Source organism: Paraburkholderia sp. RL17-381-BIF-C, from assembly GCF_046026435.1.
In the GTDB taxonomy this organism is placed as follows: Bacteria; Pseudomonadota; Gammaproteobacteria; order Burkholderiales; family Burkholderiaceae; genus Paraburkholderia.
On sequence record NZ_JARESX010000032.1, the window covers coordinates 1 to 16,420 of the forward strand.

A 16,420-nucleotide genomic window follows, 5' to 3' on the forward strand; every position below is an offset into this window, starting at 1 on the left:
ATGCTCCTCTTACCGTTAGAATGCTTTTTTCGGGTTCGTATTGTGGGCGATGCACTCCCGCACTGCAACCAGATGAGCAGACATTAGCACGATCGTTCTATTTACTTGATACGGTATCGGCCTGCTTTTGACGGTCTTACCGCACCTGTCAACCGCATCTGTAATAACAACCGAACAAGGAACGACAATGGGCCGTTCGATTAATCTGGAAGGCAAGGTTGCGCTGATCACCGGCGCCTCGAGCGGGTTGGGAAAGCGCTTTGCTCAAGTGTTGTCGCAAGCGGGCGCCAAGGTCGTGCTGGCGAGCCGGCGAACCGAGCGTCTGAAGGAATTGCGCGCCGAGATCGAGGCGTCCGGTGGCGCGGCCCACGTCGTGTCGCTCGACGTGACCGATTATCAGAGCATCAAGTCGGCCGTCGCGCATGCGGAAACCGAGGCTGGCACGATCGACATCCTGGTGAACAATTCGGGTGTGTCCACCACGCAAAAGCTCTCCGAGGTCACGCCCGCCGACTTCGAGTACGTGTTCGATACCAACACACGCGGCGCGTTTTTCGTCGCGCAGGAAGTCGCCAAGCGCATGATCATGCGCGGCAACAGCGCGCAGAAACCGTCGTACCGGATCATCAATATCGCGTCTATGGCGGGCTTGCGCGTGTTGCCGCAGATCGGCCTGTACGCGATCAGCAAGGCGGCCGTCGTGCATATGACGAAAGCCATGGCGCTGGAGTGGGGCAAGCACGGCATCAACGTGAACGCGATCTGCCCGGGCTATATCGACACCGAGATCAACCACCATCACTGGTCGACGGAGCAAGGGCAAAAGCTCGTGTCGATGCTGCCGCGCCATCGTGTCGGCAAACCGGACGACCTGGACGGGCTCCTGCTGCTGCTGGCGGCCGACGAATCGCAGTTCATCAACGGCTCGGTGATTGCGGCCGATGACGGATTCGGGCTCTCCTGAGCGCAAACCGGCTCTGCCGCCCACGCAGTGCGAGCCGCGCGGGCCGGATTAGCGCCCGTTCGAAGAAACTGTTTTACGCGCTCTGGCCTTGGCGCCGCATGAGCGCGCACGCTATGTTGCTGTTTCTCCCTGTGCCGGCCTGCGTACCGGCTTCAACCTCGTTTCAACCCGATAAAGAAGTGCGATGAGCGATTTTCACGCTGTTTTTGAGATGTCGATGCCGATCCGCTGGGGCGACATGGACGCCTTCGGCCATGTGAACAACACGGTCTATTTCCGCTACATGGAGCAGGTGCGGATTTCCTGGTTCGAGCAGTTGGGTCTGGCCGGCAGCAATGCCGACGGACAGGGGCCGGTGATCGTCAATGCATCGATGGAGTTTCTCAAGCAACTGCATTATCCCGGCGACGTGATCGGCCGGATGACCGTGGCCACGCCCGGCCGCAGTAGCTTCGACACGGGGTTTGAGCTCGTGCGAGCGGATGACCCGAACACCGTGTATGCCCGCGGCGCAGCGCGCTGCGTATGGATCGATTACGCGGCCGGCAAGTCGGTGCCCGTGCCTGACCTGCTGCGCGCGACCATCGAGCGCGCTGTTTTGGTCAAGGCGGCCTGAGCGGCGATAGCGCGAATCCCGGCGCGCATCCGTCAGCGCCTCTTTTCAATGCCCGAGCAGGCGCTGCAATAGCTCCGTCGCGTTACCCGTATCGTATTTACGCATCAGCCGCGCCCGGTAGACATCCACCGTGCGCGGGCTGATATCCAGCACGCGGCCGATCTGCTTGCTGGTTTTCCCCGTCACCAGCTGCGCGGCGATTTCACGCTCGCGCGGCGTCAGTTCGACCGCCACGCGCCGCGTCGCGCTCAAGTCCTCGAAGGTCCAGACACCCGCGGCGTGCGCGTCGGCGCGCTCCTGCGCGCGGCCCGTCACGTGGCACCAGAACAGTTCGCCATTGGCCCGCTTCATGATGCGGTCGTCCGCGTAACTGCCTTGTGCAGTCATGATCGGCGGAATCCGCGCGCCGATCCGCTCGAATTCATCCGTCGATGGATACAGCACCTGGAACGACTGGCCGAGCAGCGACTCGCGCGTGCAGCCGAAAATCGACGCGAGTTCGTCATTGCAGTCTTCGATAGTCCGTTCGCGCGACAGCACGAGTCCGATCGGAGCGAGGTGGAACGCGGTTTGGTAATCCAGTGCGGGCATGGGCTGGCGGCAAGTACTTATGTATTTTTGCGTATTGTGCCGCATGGCGCGCGCAGCGTACTCTTTCGACCACACGATAACGCGGCCAAGCCGTCCGCGGCGGGCGTTTGCGCGGCGTGCAGGGAAACCTGACCGCACAGGCCGCCGGGGATGACTAGAATGACGTGTCGGGCTCGAGCCCGCGGAACGTCATACGGGCTGTAAAGATCCGGATTCGGGTTTCCATAAAGGAAGGGACAAACTGATGAACAAAGTCTATCCAGGCGCCGCCGAGGCGCTGAAAGACATCGTCAAGGACGGGCAGACGTTTGCCGTCGGCGGCTTTGGGCTGTGCGGCATTCCTGAGGCGCTGATCGGCGCGCTGCGCGATTCGAAGGTGCAGGGCATCACCTGCATCAGCAACAACGCGGGCGTCGACGGTTTCGGCCTCGGTCTGCTGCTCGAAACGCGTCAGGTCAAGAAGATGATCTCGTCGTATGTCGGCGAGAACAAGGAGTTCGAACGCCAGTATCTGGCCGGCGAACTCGAGCTCGAATTCACGCCGCAAGGCACGCTCGCCGAGAAGCTGCGCGCGGGCGGTTCGGGCATTCCGGCGTTCTTCACCAATACCGGCTACGGCACGCTGATCGCCGAAGGCAAGGAAACTCGCCAGTTCGGCGAAAACCACTACGTGCTCGAACACTCGCTGACGGCCGACGTCGCGCTGGTCAAGGCGTGGAAAGCCGACAAGTCGGGCAACCTGATCTACCGCCGCACCGCGCGCAACTTCAACCCGATGTGCGCGATGGCCGGCAAGATCACCGTCGCGGAGGTGGAAGAAATCGTCGAAGTGGGCGAGCTCGATCCGGACGCGATCCATACGCCAGGCATCTTCGTGCAGCGCATCGTGCTCAATGCGCATCCGGAAAAGCGCATCGAACAACGCGTCGTCCGCGCGAAAGGAGACTGATCATGGCATGGACTCGTGACGAAATGGCCGCGCGCGCGGCGAAGGAATTGCAGGACGGCTTTTATGTGAACCTCGGCATCGGCTTGCCGACGCTGGTGGCCAATCACGTGCCGGCGGGCGTCGAAGTGTGGCTGCAGTCGGAAAACGGCCTGCTCGGCATCGGCCCGTCGCCGACCGAAGAGGAAGTGGACGCCGACCTCATCAACGCCGGCAAGCAGACGGTGACCACGCTGCCGGGCTCGTCGATTTTCTCGTCGGCGGATTCGTTCGCGATGATTCGCGGCGGCCACATCAACCTGGCGATTCTGGGCGCGATGCAGATCAGCAAGAAGGGCGATCTGGCCAACTGGATGATCCCGGGCAAGATGATCAAGGGCATGGGCGGCGCGATGGATCTGGTCGCGGGCGTCAAGCGCGTGGTCGTGCTGATGGAGCACGTCGCGAAGGGCGACCAGCACAAGATTCTCGAAGAATGCACGCTGCCGCTCACGGGCGTGGGCGTGGTCGATCAGATCATCACCGACCTCGGCGTGATCGAAATCACGGAAGACGGTCTGAAGGTGACGGAGCTGGCGCCGGGCGTGAGCGTCGAGGAAATCAAGGCGAAGACGGGCGCGCCGCTCGATGTAAGCGCGGTGAGCTGAAGGGCTTGCCGTTGTCAGGCTGTCTGAAGCGGTCTGCAGCTGTTGGATAGGCCGTTGGGCTTGCCCTCGCGGCAGGAGGCGGCACAGTGGTTCCCAGGCGGGCGAGGCGTGAGTCTCGCCCGCTTTTGTTTGTCTGGCCCGTAGCCGCTTTGAGTTGTCCTATGCCGTCCGGCCGACTCTTGCCGCGCGGCAAAGCGGTTTACAATCGTTTGAAGATTGGATGCTTATCGATCCTGCTACGCCCAGGCCGAACCCGCAGCGCTTTTGCAAGGAACCCAGATGACCGCAACCACGTCCGTTTCCACCGCCGGGCGGCCCGCGCCGCGTCAACGCTATGTGCAGTGCGCGAGCGCCGGTGGCTTGCACCGCATCGCCTATGCGGAGTGGGGCGACCCGGCCAATCCGCGAGTGCTGCTGTGCGTACACGGCCTGACCCGTTCAGGGCGCGATTTCGACCGCCTGGCCGAAGAGTTTGCCGGCACTTACCGCGTGGTTTGTCCGGATGTCGCCGGGCGGGGCTTGTCATCGTGGCTCGCCAACCCCAACTTCTATGTCGTGCCGCAATACGTCGCCGACATGGTCACGTTGATCGCGCGCCTGAATGTCGAAACGGTCGATTGGTTCGGCACCTCGATGGGCGGCCTGATCGGACTCGCGCTGGCCGGCCTGCCGGAAACGCCGATTCGCAAGATGCTGTTGAACGACGTCGGTCCGCATCTGGAGCCAGCTGCGGTGAAGCGCATCGGCGACTATCTCGGCAAGCCCGTGCTGTTCGAAACGCTGCAGCAAGGCATCGACTACGCCGCGTTGCTCGCGCAGACTTTCGGCCCGCTCACGCCGGAAGAATGGCGCGAGATCAACACGCCGCTTCTGCACGAACAGGACGGCAAGTGGCTGTTCCGTTACGACCCGCGTATCGCGCAGCCCTTCACCGCGACCACCGAGGAAGCCGCCAAACTCGGCGAGGCCGCGCTCTGGCATTCGCTGGCCGCTTTCCAGGGGCCGGTGCTGGTGGTGCGCGGCGAGCAATCTGATTTGCTCTCGCGTGAAACCGTCGCGAAGATGGTCGAGACCGGACGCGCCGTATCGAGCGCGGAGATTGCGGGCGTCGGGCATGCGCCGGCGTTCCTGTTGGCCGATCAGATCGACATTGCGAGGCAGTTCTTTATCGGACCGGCCGCTGACGCGTCATAATATGCAGTTCCGCCCGGCGTCCCCAGACGGGGCGCGATGCGGAACGCATCTCCGATCAACTTTCAACCAACTTCAGGATCCTACATGGCAGTCATTCGTCACCACGTCGGCAAGCGCCTCTCGGAAATCGCCGTTCACAACGGTACGGTGTACCTCGCGGGTCAGATCGCCGAAGACGCGGATCAGGACATCACGGGCCAGACGCGCGAAGTGCTTGGCCACATCGACCGTTTGCTGGGCGAAGTGAACAGCGACAAGTCGCATTTGCTGTCGGTGCAGATCTTCATCTCGGACATGGCGCATTTTGCCGGCATGAACGCCGTGTGGGACGAGTGGGTCGCACAAGGCGCCACGCCGCCGCGCGCTACGGTCGAAGCGAAGCTCGCCAATCCGAAGTGCCTCGTCGAAGTCGTCGCGGTTGCTGCGCAGCGTAGCTAAGCCAGTCATGTGTTGTTGAAATTCCGTTGATTCGTTTGGCCCGGTGGGCCATCGCACCATGAATACCGAAATCGTTACGAGCACGCCGAACCCCCTCCCTTCTTTCGACGAGGCGATGGCGTTCGTGCGTGAACATGCGGGCGAGGTGCGGCTCTCATCGGGCGAAATGCTGGCGGATCACGCGGCGGGTACGGCGTCGATCATGCGCAAGCTCAATGTCGATCCGCCGGCGGTGCTGGCGGCGGCTCTGTTTGCGCTGACGCCGCATCTGCAAGACCCGGAGCGCGTGATCGCCGACAACTTCGGCGAAGAAGTCGCGCAACTGGTCGGCGACGTGCGCAAGCTGCTGCGCCTTGGCACGGTGAGCTTGCGCGCCGCTCAGAATGCCATGCCCGAAGCCGGGCGCGACGCCCAGGCCGCACGGCGCGCGCAGGTCGAGGCGCTGCGCAAGATGCTGCTCGCGTTCGCGCAGGATATCCGGGTGGTGCTGATCCGGCTTGCGTCGCGCCTGCAATCGTTGCGTTATTACGCGGCGGCGAAGATCACCCCCTCGCCGGACGTGGCGCGCGAAACGCTCGATATCTATGCGCCGCTCGCCAACCGTCTGGGCATCTGGCAACTGAAGTGGGAGCTCGAGGATCTCGCGCTGCGCTTCGAAGAGCCGGTTACCTATAAGCGCATCGCCAAGCTGCTCGACGAAAAACGCGTCGAACGCGAAAGCTATGTCGCGCAGGCTATCGAACGCCTGCAAAGGGAATTGGCCGCCGCGCATATTCGCGCAGAGGTGAGCGGCAGGCCGAAACACATCTACAGCATCTGGCGCAAGATGCGCGGCAAGGAACTGGATTTCGCCGAGCTGTACGACGTGCGCGCATTTCGCGTGATCGTGCCGGACATCAAGGATTGCTACACGGTGCTCGGCATCGTGCACAACCTGTGGCAACCGGTGCCCAAAGAGTTCGACGACTATATCTCGCGGCCGAAGCCGAACGGCTACAAGTCGCTGCACACGGTTGTGATCGGCGACGACGGTCGCGCGTTCGAAGTGCAGATACGTACGCAGGAAATGCATCAGTTCGCCGAATACGGCGTGGCCGCGCACTGGCGTTACAAGGAAGCGGGCACGCGCGGATACGCCGGCCAGTTCGCCGCCAACGAGAAGTACGACGAGAAGATTGCATGGCTGCGCCAATTGCTCGCGTGGAAAGACGAAGTCTCCGAAGGCGAGCACGGCGAGAAGCGCGCGGCGCAGCCGTGGGAGCAACTGCGTCAGGCCACGCTCGACGACGACCACATCTACGTGCTGACGCCTCAGGCGCGGGTGATTCCGTTGCCGCACGGCGCAACGCCCGTCGACTTCGCGTATCACCTGCATAGCGAACTGGGGCATCGCTGCCGTGGCGCACGCGTGGATGGCGCGATGGTGCCGCTCAACACGCCTCTGCAGAACGGTCAGACGGTCGAGATCGTTGCGGTCAAGGAGGGCGGTCCGTCGCGCGACTGGCTGAACCCGCAACTCGGCTATCTGCAAAGTCCGCGCGCGCGGCAAAAAGTGCGTGCGTGGTTCAACGCGGTGGAAGTCCAGGAGCACATCGCGAGCGGTCGGGCGATGGTCGAAAAGACCTTGCAGCGCGAGGGCAAAACGTCGGTCAATCTCGATCAGCTCGCGGCCAAGCTCGGATTCAAGACCACCGACGACCTGTTCTCGGTGGTGGGCAAAGAAGAATTCAGTTTGCGGCTCGTCGAGCAGGCGCTGCACGATGCGCCTCCGCCGGAACCCGTGGTCGAGGCGCCCGAGCAATTCGAAAAGCGCAGTAGTGGCGCGAGCGTGGCGCGCGGCGCGTCCACCGGCGTGCTGGTGGTCGGTGTCGACGCGTTGCTCACGCAACTCGCGCGCTGTTGCCGGCCGGCTCCGCCCGACGATATCTGCGGCTTCGTCACGCGCGGCAAGGGCATGTCGATTCACCGCAGCGATTGCGCGACGTTCCTGCGCATGGCCGAGCGCGCGCCCGAGCGGGTGTTGCAAACGGCGTGGTCGGCCGAGGTGATGAGTGGGCGCGGCCAGTCGGTCTATCCGGTCGATCTTTCGATCGACGCGACGGATCGGCAGGGCTTGCTGCGCGATATTTCCGAAGTGTTCGCGCGCGAAAAGATGAACGTGATCGGCGTGAAGACGCAGACGCGCCGTAACGCTGCGTTCATGCAATTCACCGTCGAGGTGTCGAGCGCCGCACAGATTCAGCGCGCCTGTACGCTGCTCGGTGAAGTGACGGGTGTGGTGCGCGCATCGCGCAAGAGTTGATATATGTTCGAGACGGTGCATCTTGGCGGGGGTATTCCGTGGGCGCGCACGAATTCGCGAGTCAATATTTAAAGTCGGCGCATAAAAGTACTTGCCAAGCGGTGTGGGGCTCCATATAATCTCGTTTCTTCAGGCTCGTAGCTCAGCTGGTTAGAGCACCACCTTGACATGGTGGGGGTCGTTGGTTCGAGTCCAATCGAGCCTACCAACGAAAGAGAAATTCCGGTTTTGCCGGGGTTTCGCAAGCTGCAGCAAGCGCCTTTGGCGCAAAAGGCGAATACGGTTATGACACCGCGAACGTTGACCGAAACCACTTCGGAGCGACGCTAGTCGAGGACCACTTTCGCCAATGTAGTTTGCAGGAAATGTGAATGCGGCCCCTCGAAAGCGGGGCCGCATTTTTTTTGGGCTTTTTCACCTGGTTGTATGTGCCGCCGCCGGTCGGCACCACGGAGAACGCAATGGTTTCGATACGTCTGCCTGACGGTTCTGTTCGACAGTACGAGCATCCGGTGACCGTCGCCGAAGTGGCCGCCTCGATCGGCCCCGGCCTCGCGAAGGCCGCGCTCGGCGGCAAGATCGACGGTGAGTTGGTCGATACGTCCGCGCTGATCGATCACGACGTGGCGCTCGCCATCGTCACCGAGAAAGACGCAGACGGACTCGATATCATCCGTCACTCCGCGGCGCATTTGCTCGCGTACGCGGTGAAGGATCTGTACCCGGAAGCGCAGGTCACGATCGGTCCGGTGATCGACAACGGCTTTTACTACGACTTCGCGTACAACCGCCCCTTCACGCCGGAAGATCTCGAGAAGATCGAAAAGCGCATGCAGGAACTCGCGAAGAAAGACGAGCCGGTTTCGCGCCGCGTGGTGTCGCGCGACGAAGCGGTGGACTACTTCAAGAGCATTGGTGAAAAGTACAAGGCCGAGATTATCGAATCGATTCCCGCTACCGACGAAATCAAGCTTTACTCGCATGGCGGCTTCACGGATCTGTGCCGCGGCCCGCACGTGCCGTCCACCGGCAAGTTGAAAGTTTTCAAGCTGATGAAGGTGGCGGGCGCCTACTGGCGCGGCGATTCGAAGAACGAACAGTTGCAGCGGATCTACGGTACGGCCTGGACGAAGAAGGAAGATCAGGAAGCGTATCTGCACATGCTCGAAGAGGCGGAAAAGCGCGACCACCGCAAGCTCGGCAAACAACTCGATCTGTTCCACATGCAGGACGAGTCGCCGGGCATGGTGTTCTGGCATCCGCGCGGCTGGACGTTGTGGCAGCAGGTCGAGCAGTACATGCGCCGTCGCGTGAACGACGCGGGCTACCTCGAAATCAAGACGCCGATGATCATGGACCGCTCGCTCTGGGAGGCGTCGGGCCACTGGCAGAACTATCGTGAAAACATGTTCACGACGGAATCTGAGAAGCGTGACTACGCAATCAAGCCGATGAACTGCCCGGGTCACGTGCAGGTGTTCAACCACGGTCTGCGTTCGTATCGCGATCTGCCGCTGCGTTACGCGGAATTCGGCTCGTGCCATCGCAATGAATCGTCGGGTGCGCTGCATGGTCTGATGCGCGTGCGCGGTTTCGTGCAGGACGACGCACACATTTTCTGTACCGAAGACCAGTTCATCAGCGAATCGATCGCGTTCAATACGCTGGCAATGAGCGTCTACAAAGACTTTGGCTTCGACAATGTCGAGATCAAGTTGTCGCTGCGCCCGGACGCGCGCGCTGGCACGGACGAGACATGGGATCGTGCGGAGCAGGGTTTGCGCGAAGCGCTGACGGCCTGCGGCGTAACGTGGGAAGAATTGCCCGGCGAGGGCGCGTTCTACGGCCCGAAGGTCGAATATCACATCAAGGACGCGCTCGGCCGTTCGTGGCAATGCGGCACGCTGCAGCTCGATATGGTTCTGCCGGAGCGTCTGGGTGCGGAATACGTTGCCGAAGACAACAGCCGCCGCCGTCCGATCATGCTGCACCGGGCAATCGTCGGATCAATGGAGCGTTTCCTCGGTATCCTGATCGAGCACCATGCTGGGGCAATGCCTGCCTGGCTTGCGCCAATGCAGGTCGTGGTGATGAATATCGCCGAAAGTCAGACCGAATATGCGCAAGCTCTAGCCCAATCGTTGCAAAAACAAGGGGTTAGAGTGGAGGCCGATTTGCGCAACGAGAAGATTAGCTATAAAATACGCGAGCACACGCTGGAAAAGGTGCCGTACCTGCTTGTGGTCGGCGACAAAGAGCGTGAAGCCCAAACGGTAGCCGTGCGTGCCCGTGGTGGTGTCGATATGGGCGTGATGCCCCTCGACACCTTCATTGAGCGTCTGCGCCAGGACGTGCAGTCGTTCAACTGAGCCACTTGGCAGCCCGGCTCGTTTTTTTAATTTTTAGAGGAAACGTAACATCGCTACTGATAAGTCTGCGCACCGCATCAACGGTGAAATTACGGCACCCGAGGTGCGTCTGGTCGGCGTCGAGAACGAACCGCTCGGCATCGTGAAACTCGCCGATGCGTTCCGCATGTCGGAACAGCAAGACGTGGATCTGGTCGAAATCGCTCCGCAAGCGGTCCCGCCGGTTTGCCGCTTGATGGACTACGGCAAGTTCAAGTACTCGGAAGCGAAGAAGCAACACGAGGCCAAGCTGAAGCAGAAGATCGTCCAGGTCAAGGAAGTTAAATTCCGCCCGGGCACGGACGACGGCGATTACAACGTCAAGCTGCGCAACCTCATCCGCTTCCTCGACGACGGCGACAAGACGAAAATCACGTTGCGTTTCCGTGGCCGCGAAATGGCTCACCAGGAAATCGGTATGCGCATGCTCGAGCGCCTGCGCACGGACCTCGACGAAGTCGGTCAGGTCGAGCAGATGCCGAAAATGGAAGGGCGCCAGATGATCATGGTGCTCGCTCCGAAGAAAAAGAAGTAACCGGCTGAAGCAGCGGCACGCCATGTGGCGTGCGCTTCGGTTGTGAAAGATTTAAACGGTGCGGCACCGGGTGTCCGGTGCGGTATCGGCAGGTTTCGGAACGGCGCGTGTGCAAATCAACGCGCGCCGCTTCCTGAAAAGCGGCTGCCGGCTGTTCAGGCGGTCTGCATACCAAGTGGAGTGGGTTTCGAAGGGCGGGTAATGGCCAACTGGCCGACCGCACACCCATATCCATCTAATAATGGAGTTGTCATGCCGAAGATGAAGACCAAGAAGAGTGCTGCAAAGCGCTTCGTGGTGCGTCCGGGTGGTACCGTCAAGCGCGGTCAAGCCTTCAAGCGCCACATTCTTACCAAGAAGACCACCAAGAACAAACGCCATCTGCGCGGTTCGACGGCAGTTCATGATTCCGATCTGAACTCCGTGCGCGCAATGCTGCCGTTCGCTTAACCCTTAACCGAAACTCATAGGAGCGAAACATGCCTCGAGTAAAACGTGGGGTTACCGCACGGGCCCGTCACAAGAAGATCATCAAGCTGGCCAAGGGTTACCGCGGCCGTCGCAATAACGTCTATCGCATCGCCAAGCAGGCGGTCATGCGCGCAGGCCAATACGCCTACCGCGATCGCCGCAACAAGAAGCGTGTGTTCCGTGCATTGTGGATCACGCGTATCAACGCGGCGGTGCGTCAGCACGACATGACGTACAGCGTGTTCATCAACGGCCTGAAGAAGGCTTCGATCGAACTCGACCGCAAGGTGCTGGCTGACATGGCTGTGTTCGACAAGGCTGCTTTTGCTGCGATCGTTCAGCAGGTGAAAGCCGCCGTTGCAGCCTGATTGCGCTTTGGGCAATTAAACTGCGTGGTTCGTTGCAGCGAACATCCGGTAGTCTCGGTGACGCTGCAGCAAAAACGGGGCTCCTCACCGAGCCCCGTTTTTGTTGGTAGAACCGGATTTGCTTCGATAGAACACTGACGTTGAAATGATGGGATCAATGGATCTGGACCAGATTGTCGCCGACGCGCAAAAAGCCTTCGCAGAAGCCTCCGACGTCACCACCCTCGAGAACGAGAAAGCCCGCTTTCTCGGCAAATCGGGTGCGCTGACCGAGCTATTGAAGGGCCTTGGCAAACTCGATCCCGAAACGCGCAAGACCGAAGGCGCACGGATCAACCTCGTCAAGCAACAAGTGGAAGCCGCGTTGACGGCCCGCCGTCAGGCGCTGGCCGACGCGCTGCTGAATCAGCGCCTTGCCGCTGAAGCCATCGACGTCACGCTGCCGGGTCGCGGCACCGGCGCAGGCAGTCTGCACCCGGTGATGCGCACGTGGGAGCGCGTCGAACAGATTTTCCGTACTATTGGCTTCGACGTGGCCGACGGCCCCGAAATCGAAACCGACTGGTACAACTTCACCTCGCTGAACAGCCCGGAAAATCATCCGGCGCGTTCCATGCAGGACACCTTCTACGTCGACGGCAAAGATGCCGACGGCCGCCAACTGCTGTTGCGCACGCACACCAGCCCGATGCAGGTTCGCTACGCGCGCACCAACACGCCGCCTATCAAGGTGATCGTGCCGGGCCGCACGTACCGTGTGGACAGCGACGCAACGCATTCGCCCATGTTCAACCAGGTCGAAGGCCTGTGGATCGACGAGAACATCAGCTTCGCGGATCTGAAGGGTGTCTACACCGACTTTCTCAAAAAATTCTTCGAGCGCGACGATATTCTCGTGCGTTTCCGTCCGTCGTATTTTCCGTTCACCGAACCGTCGGCCGAGATCGACATGTTGTTCGAAACGGGCAAGAACGCCGGCAAGTGGCTCGAAATTTCGGGCTCGGGCCAGGTTCACCCCACGGTGATCCGCAACATGGGCCTCGACCCGGAGCGTTACATCGGCTTTGCTTTCGGAAGCGGCCTCGAGCGGCTCACCATGTTGCGTTACGGCGTGCAAGACCTGCGTCTGTTCTTCGAAAACGACCTGCGTTTCCTGCGGCAATTCGCCTGAACCGCTCGGTCGAACGCGACAAGCATAGAGCGCGGCAACGCACGCAGTGCGAGCCGCCACAGCGTCCCCGGCAGGGCCCGATGAATCTCAGAACACCGAGTCACGCCAGCTGCTGCCGGACGTGGACCTAACCTGATCAGAACGTACACAGAACCATGCAATTCCCGGAATCCTGGCTGAGAACCTTTGTCGATCCGCAACTGACGACCGACGAACTGTCGCACGCGTTGACGATGGCGGGTCTCGAAGTCGAAGACCTGCGGCCGGCAGCGCCGCCGACCTCGAAGATCGTCGTCGGCCGGGTGCTGGAAGTCGTCAAACACCCTGACGCGGACAAGCTCAACGTGTGTCAGGTCGACGCCGGCACGGGCGCGACGCTGAACATCGTGTGCGGTGCGCCGAATGTGGCGCCGGGCATCAAGGTGCCGGTCGCGCTGGTCGGCGCGCAACTGCCGCCCGCTGAAGAGGGCGGCGCGCCGTTCGCGATCAAGCTCTCGAAGCTGCGCGGCGTGGAAAGCCAGGGCATGCTGTGCTCGGCACGCGAACTCAAGCTCTCGGAAGATCATAGCGGCCTGATGATCCTGCCGGAAGATACGCCGATCGGCCAGGACATCCGTGAAACCCTCAATCTCGACGACACCGTTTTTGAGATCAAGCTGACGCCGAACAAGGCGGATTGCCTCTCGGTATTCGGCGTGGCGCGCGAGACCTCGGCGATTACCGGTGCGCCGCTGCGCCCGCTCGTCATCAAACCGGTTGAAGTCAAGCTCAACGAGACGCTCCCCGTCAAAATTTCGGCGCCCGATCTGTGCGGCCGTTTCTCGGGGCGAGTCATTCGCGGCGTGAATGCCCGTGCCAAGTCGCCGCAATGGATGGTGGAGCGACTCGAGCGTTCGGGTCAGCGCAGCATTTCCGCACTCGTGGATATCTCGAACTACGTGATGCTCGAGTTGGGCCGTCCGTCGCATGTGTTCGACCTCGACAAGATCCACGGTGGCATGGATGTACGCTGGGGCCGCAAGGGCGAGACGCTCAAGCTGCTGAACGGCAACACGGTGGAGCTCGATGAAACCGTCGGCGTGATCGCGGACGAGCAGCACATCGAAAGTCTCGCGGGCATCATGGGCGGCGACAGCACCGCCGTCACGCTCGACACCACCAACATCTATCTCGAAGCCGCGTTCTGGTGGCCCGACAGCATTCGCGGTCGCTCGCGCAAATACAATTTCTCGACCGACGCCGGCCATCGCTTCGAGCGCGGCGTGGACTACGCGACTACCGTCGATCATATCGAACGCATCACGCAACTCATCCTCGACATCTGCGGCGGCGAAGCCGGCCCGGTCGATGATCAGATCGTCAACGTGCCGAAGCGCGAGCCCGTCACAATGCGCGTCTCGCGCGCGAATCGCATCATCGGCATCAAAATCGGCGCGGACGAAATCGCGCAGATTTTCACGCGCCTCGGCCTGTCGTTCGAGCAAGGTGAAGATACGTTCTCGGTGATGCCGCCGTCGTACCGTTTCGATATCGAGATCGAAGAAGACCTGATCGAAGAAGTCGCGCGTATTTACGGCTTCGAGAAAATTCCGGCGCGTCCGCCGGTCGCGACCAGCGAAATGCGCGCGACCAACGAAACGCAGCGGTCGATCCACGTGATCCGTCACGCGCTCGCCGCCCGCGATTACGCGGAGACGGTGAACTTCAGTTTCGTCGACGCCGAGTGGGAGCAGGACTTCGCCGGTAATGACAAGCCGGTACGTCTGCTGAATCCGATTGCAAGCCAGTTGTCGGTGATGCGCACTACGCTCTTCGGCAGCTTGATCCACGTGCTGCGCACGAACCTGAACCGTCGCGCGGCGGATCGCGTCCGCGTGTTCGAAGCCGGCCGCGTGTTCCTGCACGATCCGTCGATCAAGGCCGGTGAACTGACGGTTGAAGGCTTTGCACAGCCCAAGATGATCGGCGGCCTCGCGTACGGTCCTGCGCTCGACGAGCAGTGGGGCGCACCGACGCGCACGGTCGATTACTTCGACGTGAAGGGCGATCTGGAAGCCGTGCTGGCGCCGGCGGTCGCGCGTTTCGTCAAAGCGGAACATCCGGCATTGCATCCGGGACGCAGCGCGCGTATTGAATTGAATGGCCGCGCAGTCGGCTGGATTGGCGAATTGCATCCGCGCTGGATGCAGAAATATGATTTGCCGCATGCACCGATTCTGTTTGAAATCGAAGCAGAGGCGTTAATGCAGCGCGTATTGCCCACTCCGTCGGAAGTGTCTAAATTCCCGCCGGTGCGTCGTGATATTGCCGTGGTTGTCGATCAGAAAATCGAGGTTCAGGCACTGCTGGACGAGCTACAGAATGCTCAGTCCGAGCCCGCCTGCAAGACGGTTCAGAAGGTTGCGCTTTTCGACGAATTCCGTCCAAAATCAAACACTTCCGGTGGCTTGGCTGCTCACGAGAAAAGCCTTGCGTTCCGTGTGACCTTGCAAGATACTGGCGGAACCCTTCAGGATGAAACGGTCGATCTGGCTATTCAAACTCTGGTGGAACGTCTTGCTCGAGTATATGGCGCACGGTTGCGCGGATAACCCGCATTTAACAATTGCACGGCTGTTTCCGCATCCATTGTTTTCTGCTTGGCGCGCCATTTGATAGATATGAATGAAATGAACTCGAGTGATTTCGAAGCCCTTCTTACGGCGCAACGCAGCGCCATGATTCGCGATATTCCGACATCACCCGCCGTCGCTTCTGCTGAAACGCCGACACTCACCAAGGCGGAACTCGCGGAGTTGCTGTTCGACAATGTCGGGCTCAACAAGCGGGAAGCGAAAGACATGGTCGAAGCGTTTTTCGAGGTGATCCGTGATGCTTTGGAGAGCGGCGACAGCGTGAAGCTGTCGGGGTTCGGCAACTTTCAGTTGCGTGACAAACCTCAGCGTCCCGGCAGAAACCCGAAGACCGGCGAGGCGATTCCGATCGCCGCGCGCCGCGTTGTGACGTTCCATGCAAGTCAAAAGCTGAAAGCGCTGGTCGAGAACGGCGCTGAAGCGAGCTTCACGCGCTGATCGATTAGCGCGTTCCCGCGCAACCCACCACGACGGCTAACTGACGATGACAGCGACGATCGAAAAAGTCGTCTTGCCTCCGATTCCGGCGAAGCGCTACTTCACGATTGGTGAGGTCAGCGAACTATGCGGTGTGAAACCGCATGTGTTGCGCTACTGGGAACAGGAGTTCACGCAGTTGAGGCCGGTCAAGCGGCGCGGTAATCGCCGGTACTATCAGCATCATGAGGTGCTGTTGATCCGGCGGATTCGTGAGTTGTTGTACGAGCAGGGCTTTACGATCAACGGGGCGCGCAACCGGCTCGAGTCACATGGCGGTGGCGCGCACGCTGCGCCGGCAAGTGTATTCGAGGAAGGCGAGGGCGCAACGTTGCCCGCGGCAACCACGGGTGCTGCCACGGCCTCGGTGGATGTCGAGCAGTTGCGTAAAGAATTGCTGCACGTGATCGATTTGCTGAGCCACTAATCGCCTTTGTTAGCAGAAGGCGGTTCTAATCGAATGAAGTGTCTGTTATAATTTCTTGCTGTTCGGGGCGTAGCGCAGCCTGGTAGCGTACCTGCATGGGGTGCAGGTGGTCGGAGGTTCAAATCCTCTCGCCCCGACCAAAGATCAAAGATCAAAGCCGCAGTGCCGTAAGGCACTGCGGCTTTTTCATTGGCCGCCGCCTAAAAAAGTCAAACGGCCAGTCAAACGATCC

Annotated in this window: 16 protein-coding genes and 2 tRNA genes; 17 read left to right on the top strand and 1 reads right to left on the bottom strand. The window is 60.8% G+C overall.

Features of this window, described 5'->3' with window-relative positions; genetic code table 11:
* Positions 1–187 precede the first annotated feature (187 nt).
* Positions 188–964, top strand: coding sequence for an SDR family oxidoreductase (locus tag P0D70_RS20220; RefSeq protein WP_091792678.1), 777 nt, complete (start codon positions 188–190; stop codon positions 962–964).
* 184 nt (positions 965–1,148) lie between these two features.
* Positions 1,149–1,580: an acyl-CoA thioesterase gene (locus P0D70_RS20225; protein WP_091792679.1), complete on the top strand. Its 432-nt coding sequence runs from the start codon at positions 1,149–1,151 to the stop codon at positions 1,578–1,580.
* 45 nt (positions 1,581–1,625) lie between these two features.
* Here the strand turns inward: P0D70_RS20225 and P0D70_RS20230 are convergent, their stop codons facing one another.
* Positions 1,626–2,171 (bottom strand): LuxR C-terminal-related transcriptional regulator, encoded by a 546-nt coding sequence (locus P0D70_RS20230; protein ID WP_408185789.1) that lies wholly within the window; start codon positions 2,169–2,171, stop codon positions 1,626–1,628.
* A gap of 244 nt (positions 2,172–2,415) precedes the next feature.
* Here P0D70_RS20230 and P0D70_RS20235 point away from each other — a divergent pair, with 244 nt between their 5' ends.
* From P0D70_RS20235 to P0D70_RS20305, 15 genes are all read left to right on the top strand, one after another.
* A complete protein-coding gene (locus tag P0D70_RS20235; RefSeq protein ID WP_028200192.1) occupies positions 2,416–3,120 on the top strand; it encodes a CoA transferase subunit A in 705 nt (234 codons plus the stop codon).
* A gap of 2 nt (positions 3,121–3,122) precedes the next feature.
* A complete protein-coding gene (locus tag P0D70_RS20240; protein WP_007181111.1) occupies positions 3,123–3,764 on the top strand; it encodes a CoA transferase subunit B in 642 nt (213 codons plus the stop codon).
* A 279-nt stretch (positions 3,765–4,043) separates the two neighbouring features.
* Positions 4,044–4,958, top strand: a complete 915-nt coding sequence (locus P0D70_RS20245) for an alpha/beta fold hydrolase (RefSeq protein ID WP_408185790.1) — start codon at positions 4,044–4,046, stop codon at positions 4,956–4,958.
* Between the two features lie 84 nt (positions 4,959–5,042).
* Positions 5,043–5,396 (top strand): RidA family protein, encoded by a 354-nt coding sequence (locus P0D70_RS20250; protein ID WP_091792683.1) that lies wholly within the window; start codon positions 5,043–5,045, stop codon positions 5,394–5,396.
* A 58-nt stretch (positions 5,397–5,454) separates the two neighbouring features.
* Entirely contained in the window at positions 5,455–7,698 is a 2,244-nt protein-coding gene (locus P0D70_RS20255) for a RelA/SpoT family protein (RefSeq protein WP_408185791.1), read from the top strand.
* 131 nt (positions 7,699–7,829) lie between these two features.
* Positions 7,830–7,906, top strand: a tRNA-Val gene (locus tag P0D70_RS20260).
* A gap of 253 nt (positions 7,907–8,159) precedes the next feature.
* Positions 8,160–10,067, top strand: a complete 1,908-nt coding sequence (thrS, locus tag P0D70_RS20265) for a threonine--tRNA ligase (protein ID WP_091792685.1) — start codon at positions 8,160–8,162, stop codon at positions 10,065–10,067.
* A gap of 49 nt (positions 10,068–10,116) precedes the next feature.
* A complete protein-coding gene (gene infC, locus P0D70_RS20270; protein ID WP_074263967.1) occupies positions 10,117–10,641 on the top strand; it encodes a translation initiation factor IF-3 in 525 nt (174 codons plus the stop codon).
* Between the two features lie 252 nt (positions 10,642–10,893).
* Positions 10,894–11,091: a 50S ribosomal protein L35 gene (gene rpmI, locus P0D70_RS20275; RefSeq protein ID WP_006052501.1), complete on the top strand. Its 198-nt coding sequence runs from the start codon at positions 10,894–10,896 to the stop codon at positions 11,089–11,091.
* Between the two features lie 29 nt (positions 11,092–11,120).
* The gene (rplT, locus tag P0D70_RS20280; RefSeq protein WP_006052502.1) at positions 11,121–11,480 is read left to right on the top strand and encodes a 50S ribosomal protein L20; all 360 of its coding nucleotides are present in this window, start codon (positions 11,121–11,123) and stop codon (positions 11,478–11,480) included.
* A gap of 157 nt (positions 11,481–11,637) precedes the next feature.
* Positions 11,638–12,651 (top strand): phenylalanine--tRNA ligase subunit alpha, encoded by a 1,014-nt coding sequence (gene pheS / locus P0D70_RS20285; protein WP_007181117.1) that lies wholly within the window; start codon positions 11,638–11,640, stop codon positions 12,649–12,651.
* Positions 12,652–12,806: 155 nt separating this feature from the next.
* Positions 12,807–15,242: a phenylalanine--tRNA ligase subunit beta gene (gene pheT / locus P0D70_RS20290; protein WP_408185792.1), complete on the top strand. Its 2,436-nt coding sequence runs from the start codon at positions 12,807–12,809 to the stop codon at positions 15,240–15,242.
* Between the two features lie 69 nt (positions 15,243–15,311).
* Positions 15,312–15,722, top strand: coding sequence for an integration host factor subunit alpha (locus P0D70_RS20295; RefSeq protein ID WP_091792687.1), 411 nt, complete (start codon positions 15,312–15,314; stop codon positions 15,720–15,722).
* 46 nt (positions 15,723–15,768) lie between these two features.
* The gene (locus P0D70_RS20300; RefSeq protein ID WP_091792688.1) at positions 15,769–16,188 is read left to right on the top strand and encodes a MerR family transcriptional regulator; all 420 of its coding nucleotides are present in this window, start codon (positions 15,769–15,771) and stop codon (positions 16,186–16,188) included.
* A 63-nt stretch (positions 16,189–16,251) separates the two neighbouring features.
* Positions 16,252–16,328, top strand: a tRNA-Pro gene (locus tag P0D70_RS20305).
* Positions 16,329–16,420: the final 92 nt, after the last annotated feature.

Bases quoted from the DNA above. Each gene is read 5' to 3' on its own strand.
- P0D70_RS20220 (WP_091792678.1), top strand. From the start codon at position 188: ATGGGCCGTTCGATTAATCTGGAAGGCAAGGTTGCGCTGATCACCGGC.
- P0D70_RS20225 (WP_091792679.1), top strand. From the start codon at position 1,149: ATGAGCGATTTTCACGCTGTTTTTGAGATGTCGATGCCGATCCGCTGG.
- P0D70_RS20230 (WP_408185789.1), bottom strand. From the start codon at position 2,171: ATGCCCGCACTGGATTACCAAACCGCGTTCCACCTCGCTCCGATCGGA.
- P0D70_RS20235 (WP_028200192.1), top strand. From the start codon at position 2,416: ATGAACAAAGTCTATCCAGGCGCCGCCGAGGCGCTGAAAGACATCGTC.
- P0D70_RS20240 (WP_007181111.1), top strand. From the start codon at position 3,123: ATGGCATGGACTCGTGACGAAATGGCCGCGCGCGCGGCGAAGGAATTG.
- P0D70_RS20245 (WP_408185790.1), top strand. From the start codon at position 4,044: ATGACCGCAACCACGTCCGTTTCCACCGCCGGGCGGCCCGCGCCGCGT.
- P0D70_RS20250 (WP_091792683.1), top strand. From the start codon at position 5,043: ATGGCAGTCATTCGTCACCACGTCGGCAAGCGCCTCTCGGAAATCGCC.
- P0D70_RS20255 (WP_408185791.1), top strand. From the start codon at position 5,455: ATGAATACCGAAATCGTTACGAGCACGCCGAACCCCCTCCCTTCTTTC.
- thrS (WP_091792685.1), top strand. From the start codon at position 8,160: ATGGTTTCGATACGTCTGCCTGACGGTTCTGTTCGACAGTACGAGCAT.
- rpmI (WP_006052501.1), top strand. From the start codon at position 10,894: ATGCCGAAGATGAAGACCAAGAAGAGTGCTGCAAAGCGCTTCGTGGTG.
- rplT (WP_006052502.1), top strand. From the start codon at position 11,121: ATGCCTCGAGTAAAACGTGGGGTTACCGCACGGGCCCGTCACAAGAAG.
- pheS (WP_007181117.1), top strand. From the start codon at position 11,638: ATGGATCTGGACCAGATTGTCGCCGACGCGCAAAAAGCCTTCGCAGAA.
- pheT (WP_408185792.1), top strand. From the start codon at position 12,807: ATGCAATTCCCGGAATCCTGGCTGAGAACCTTTGTCGATCCGCAACTG.
- P0D70_RS20295 (WP_091792687.1), top strand. From the start codon at position 15,312: ATGAATGAAATGAACTCGAGTGATTTCGAAGCCCTTCTTACGGCGCAA.
- P0D70_RS20300 (WP_091792688.1), top strand. From the start codon at position 15,769: ATGACAGCGACGATCGAAAAAGTCGTCTTGCCTCCGATTCCGGCGAAG.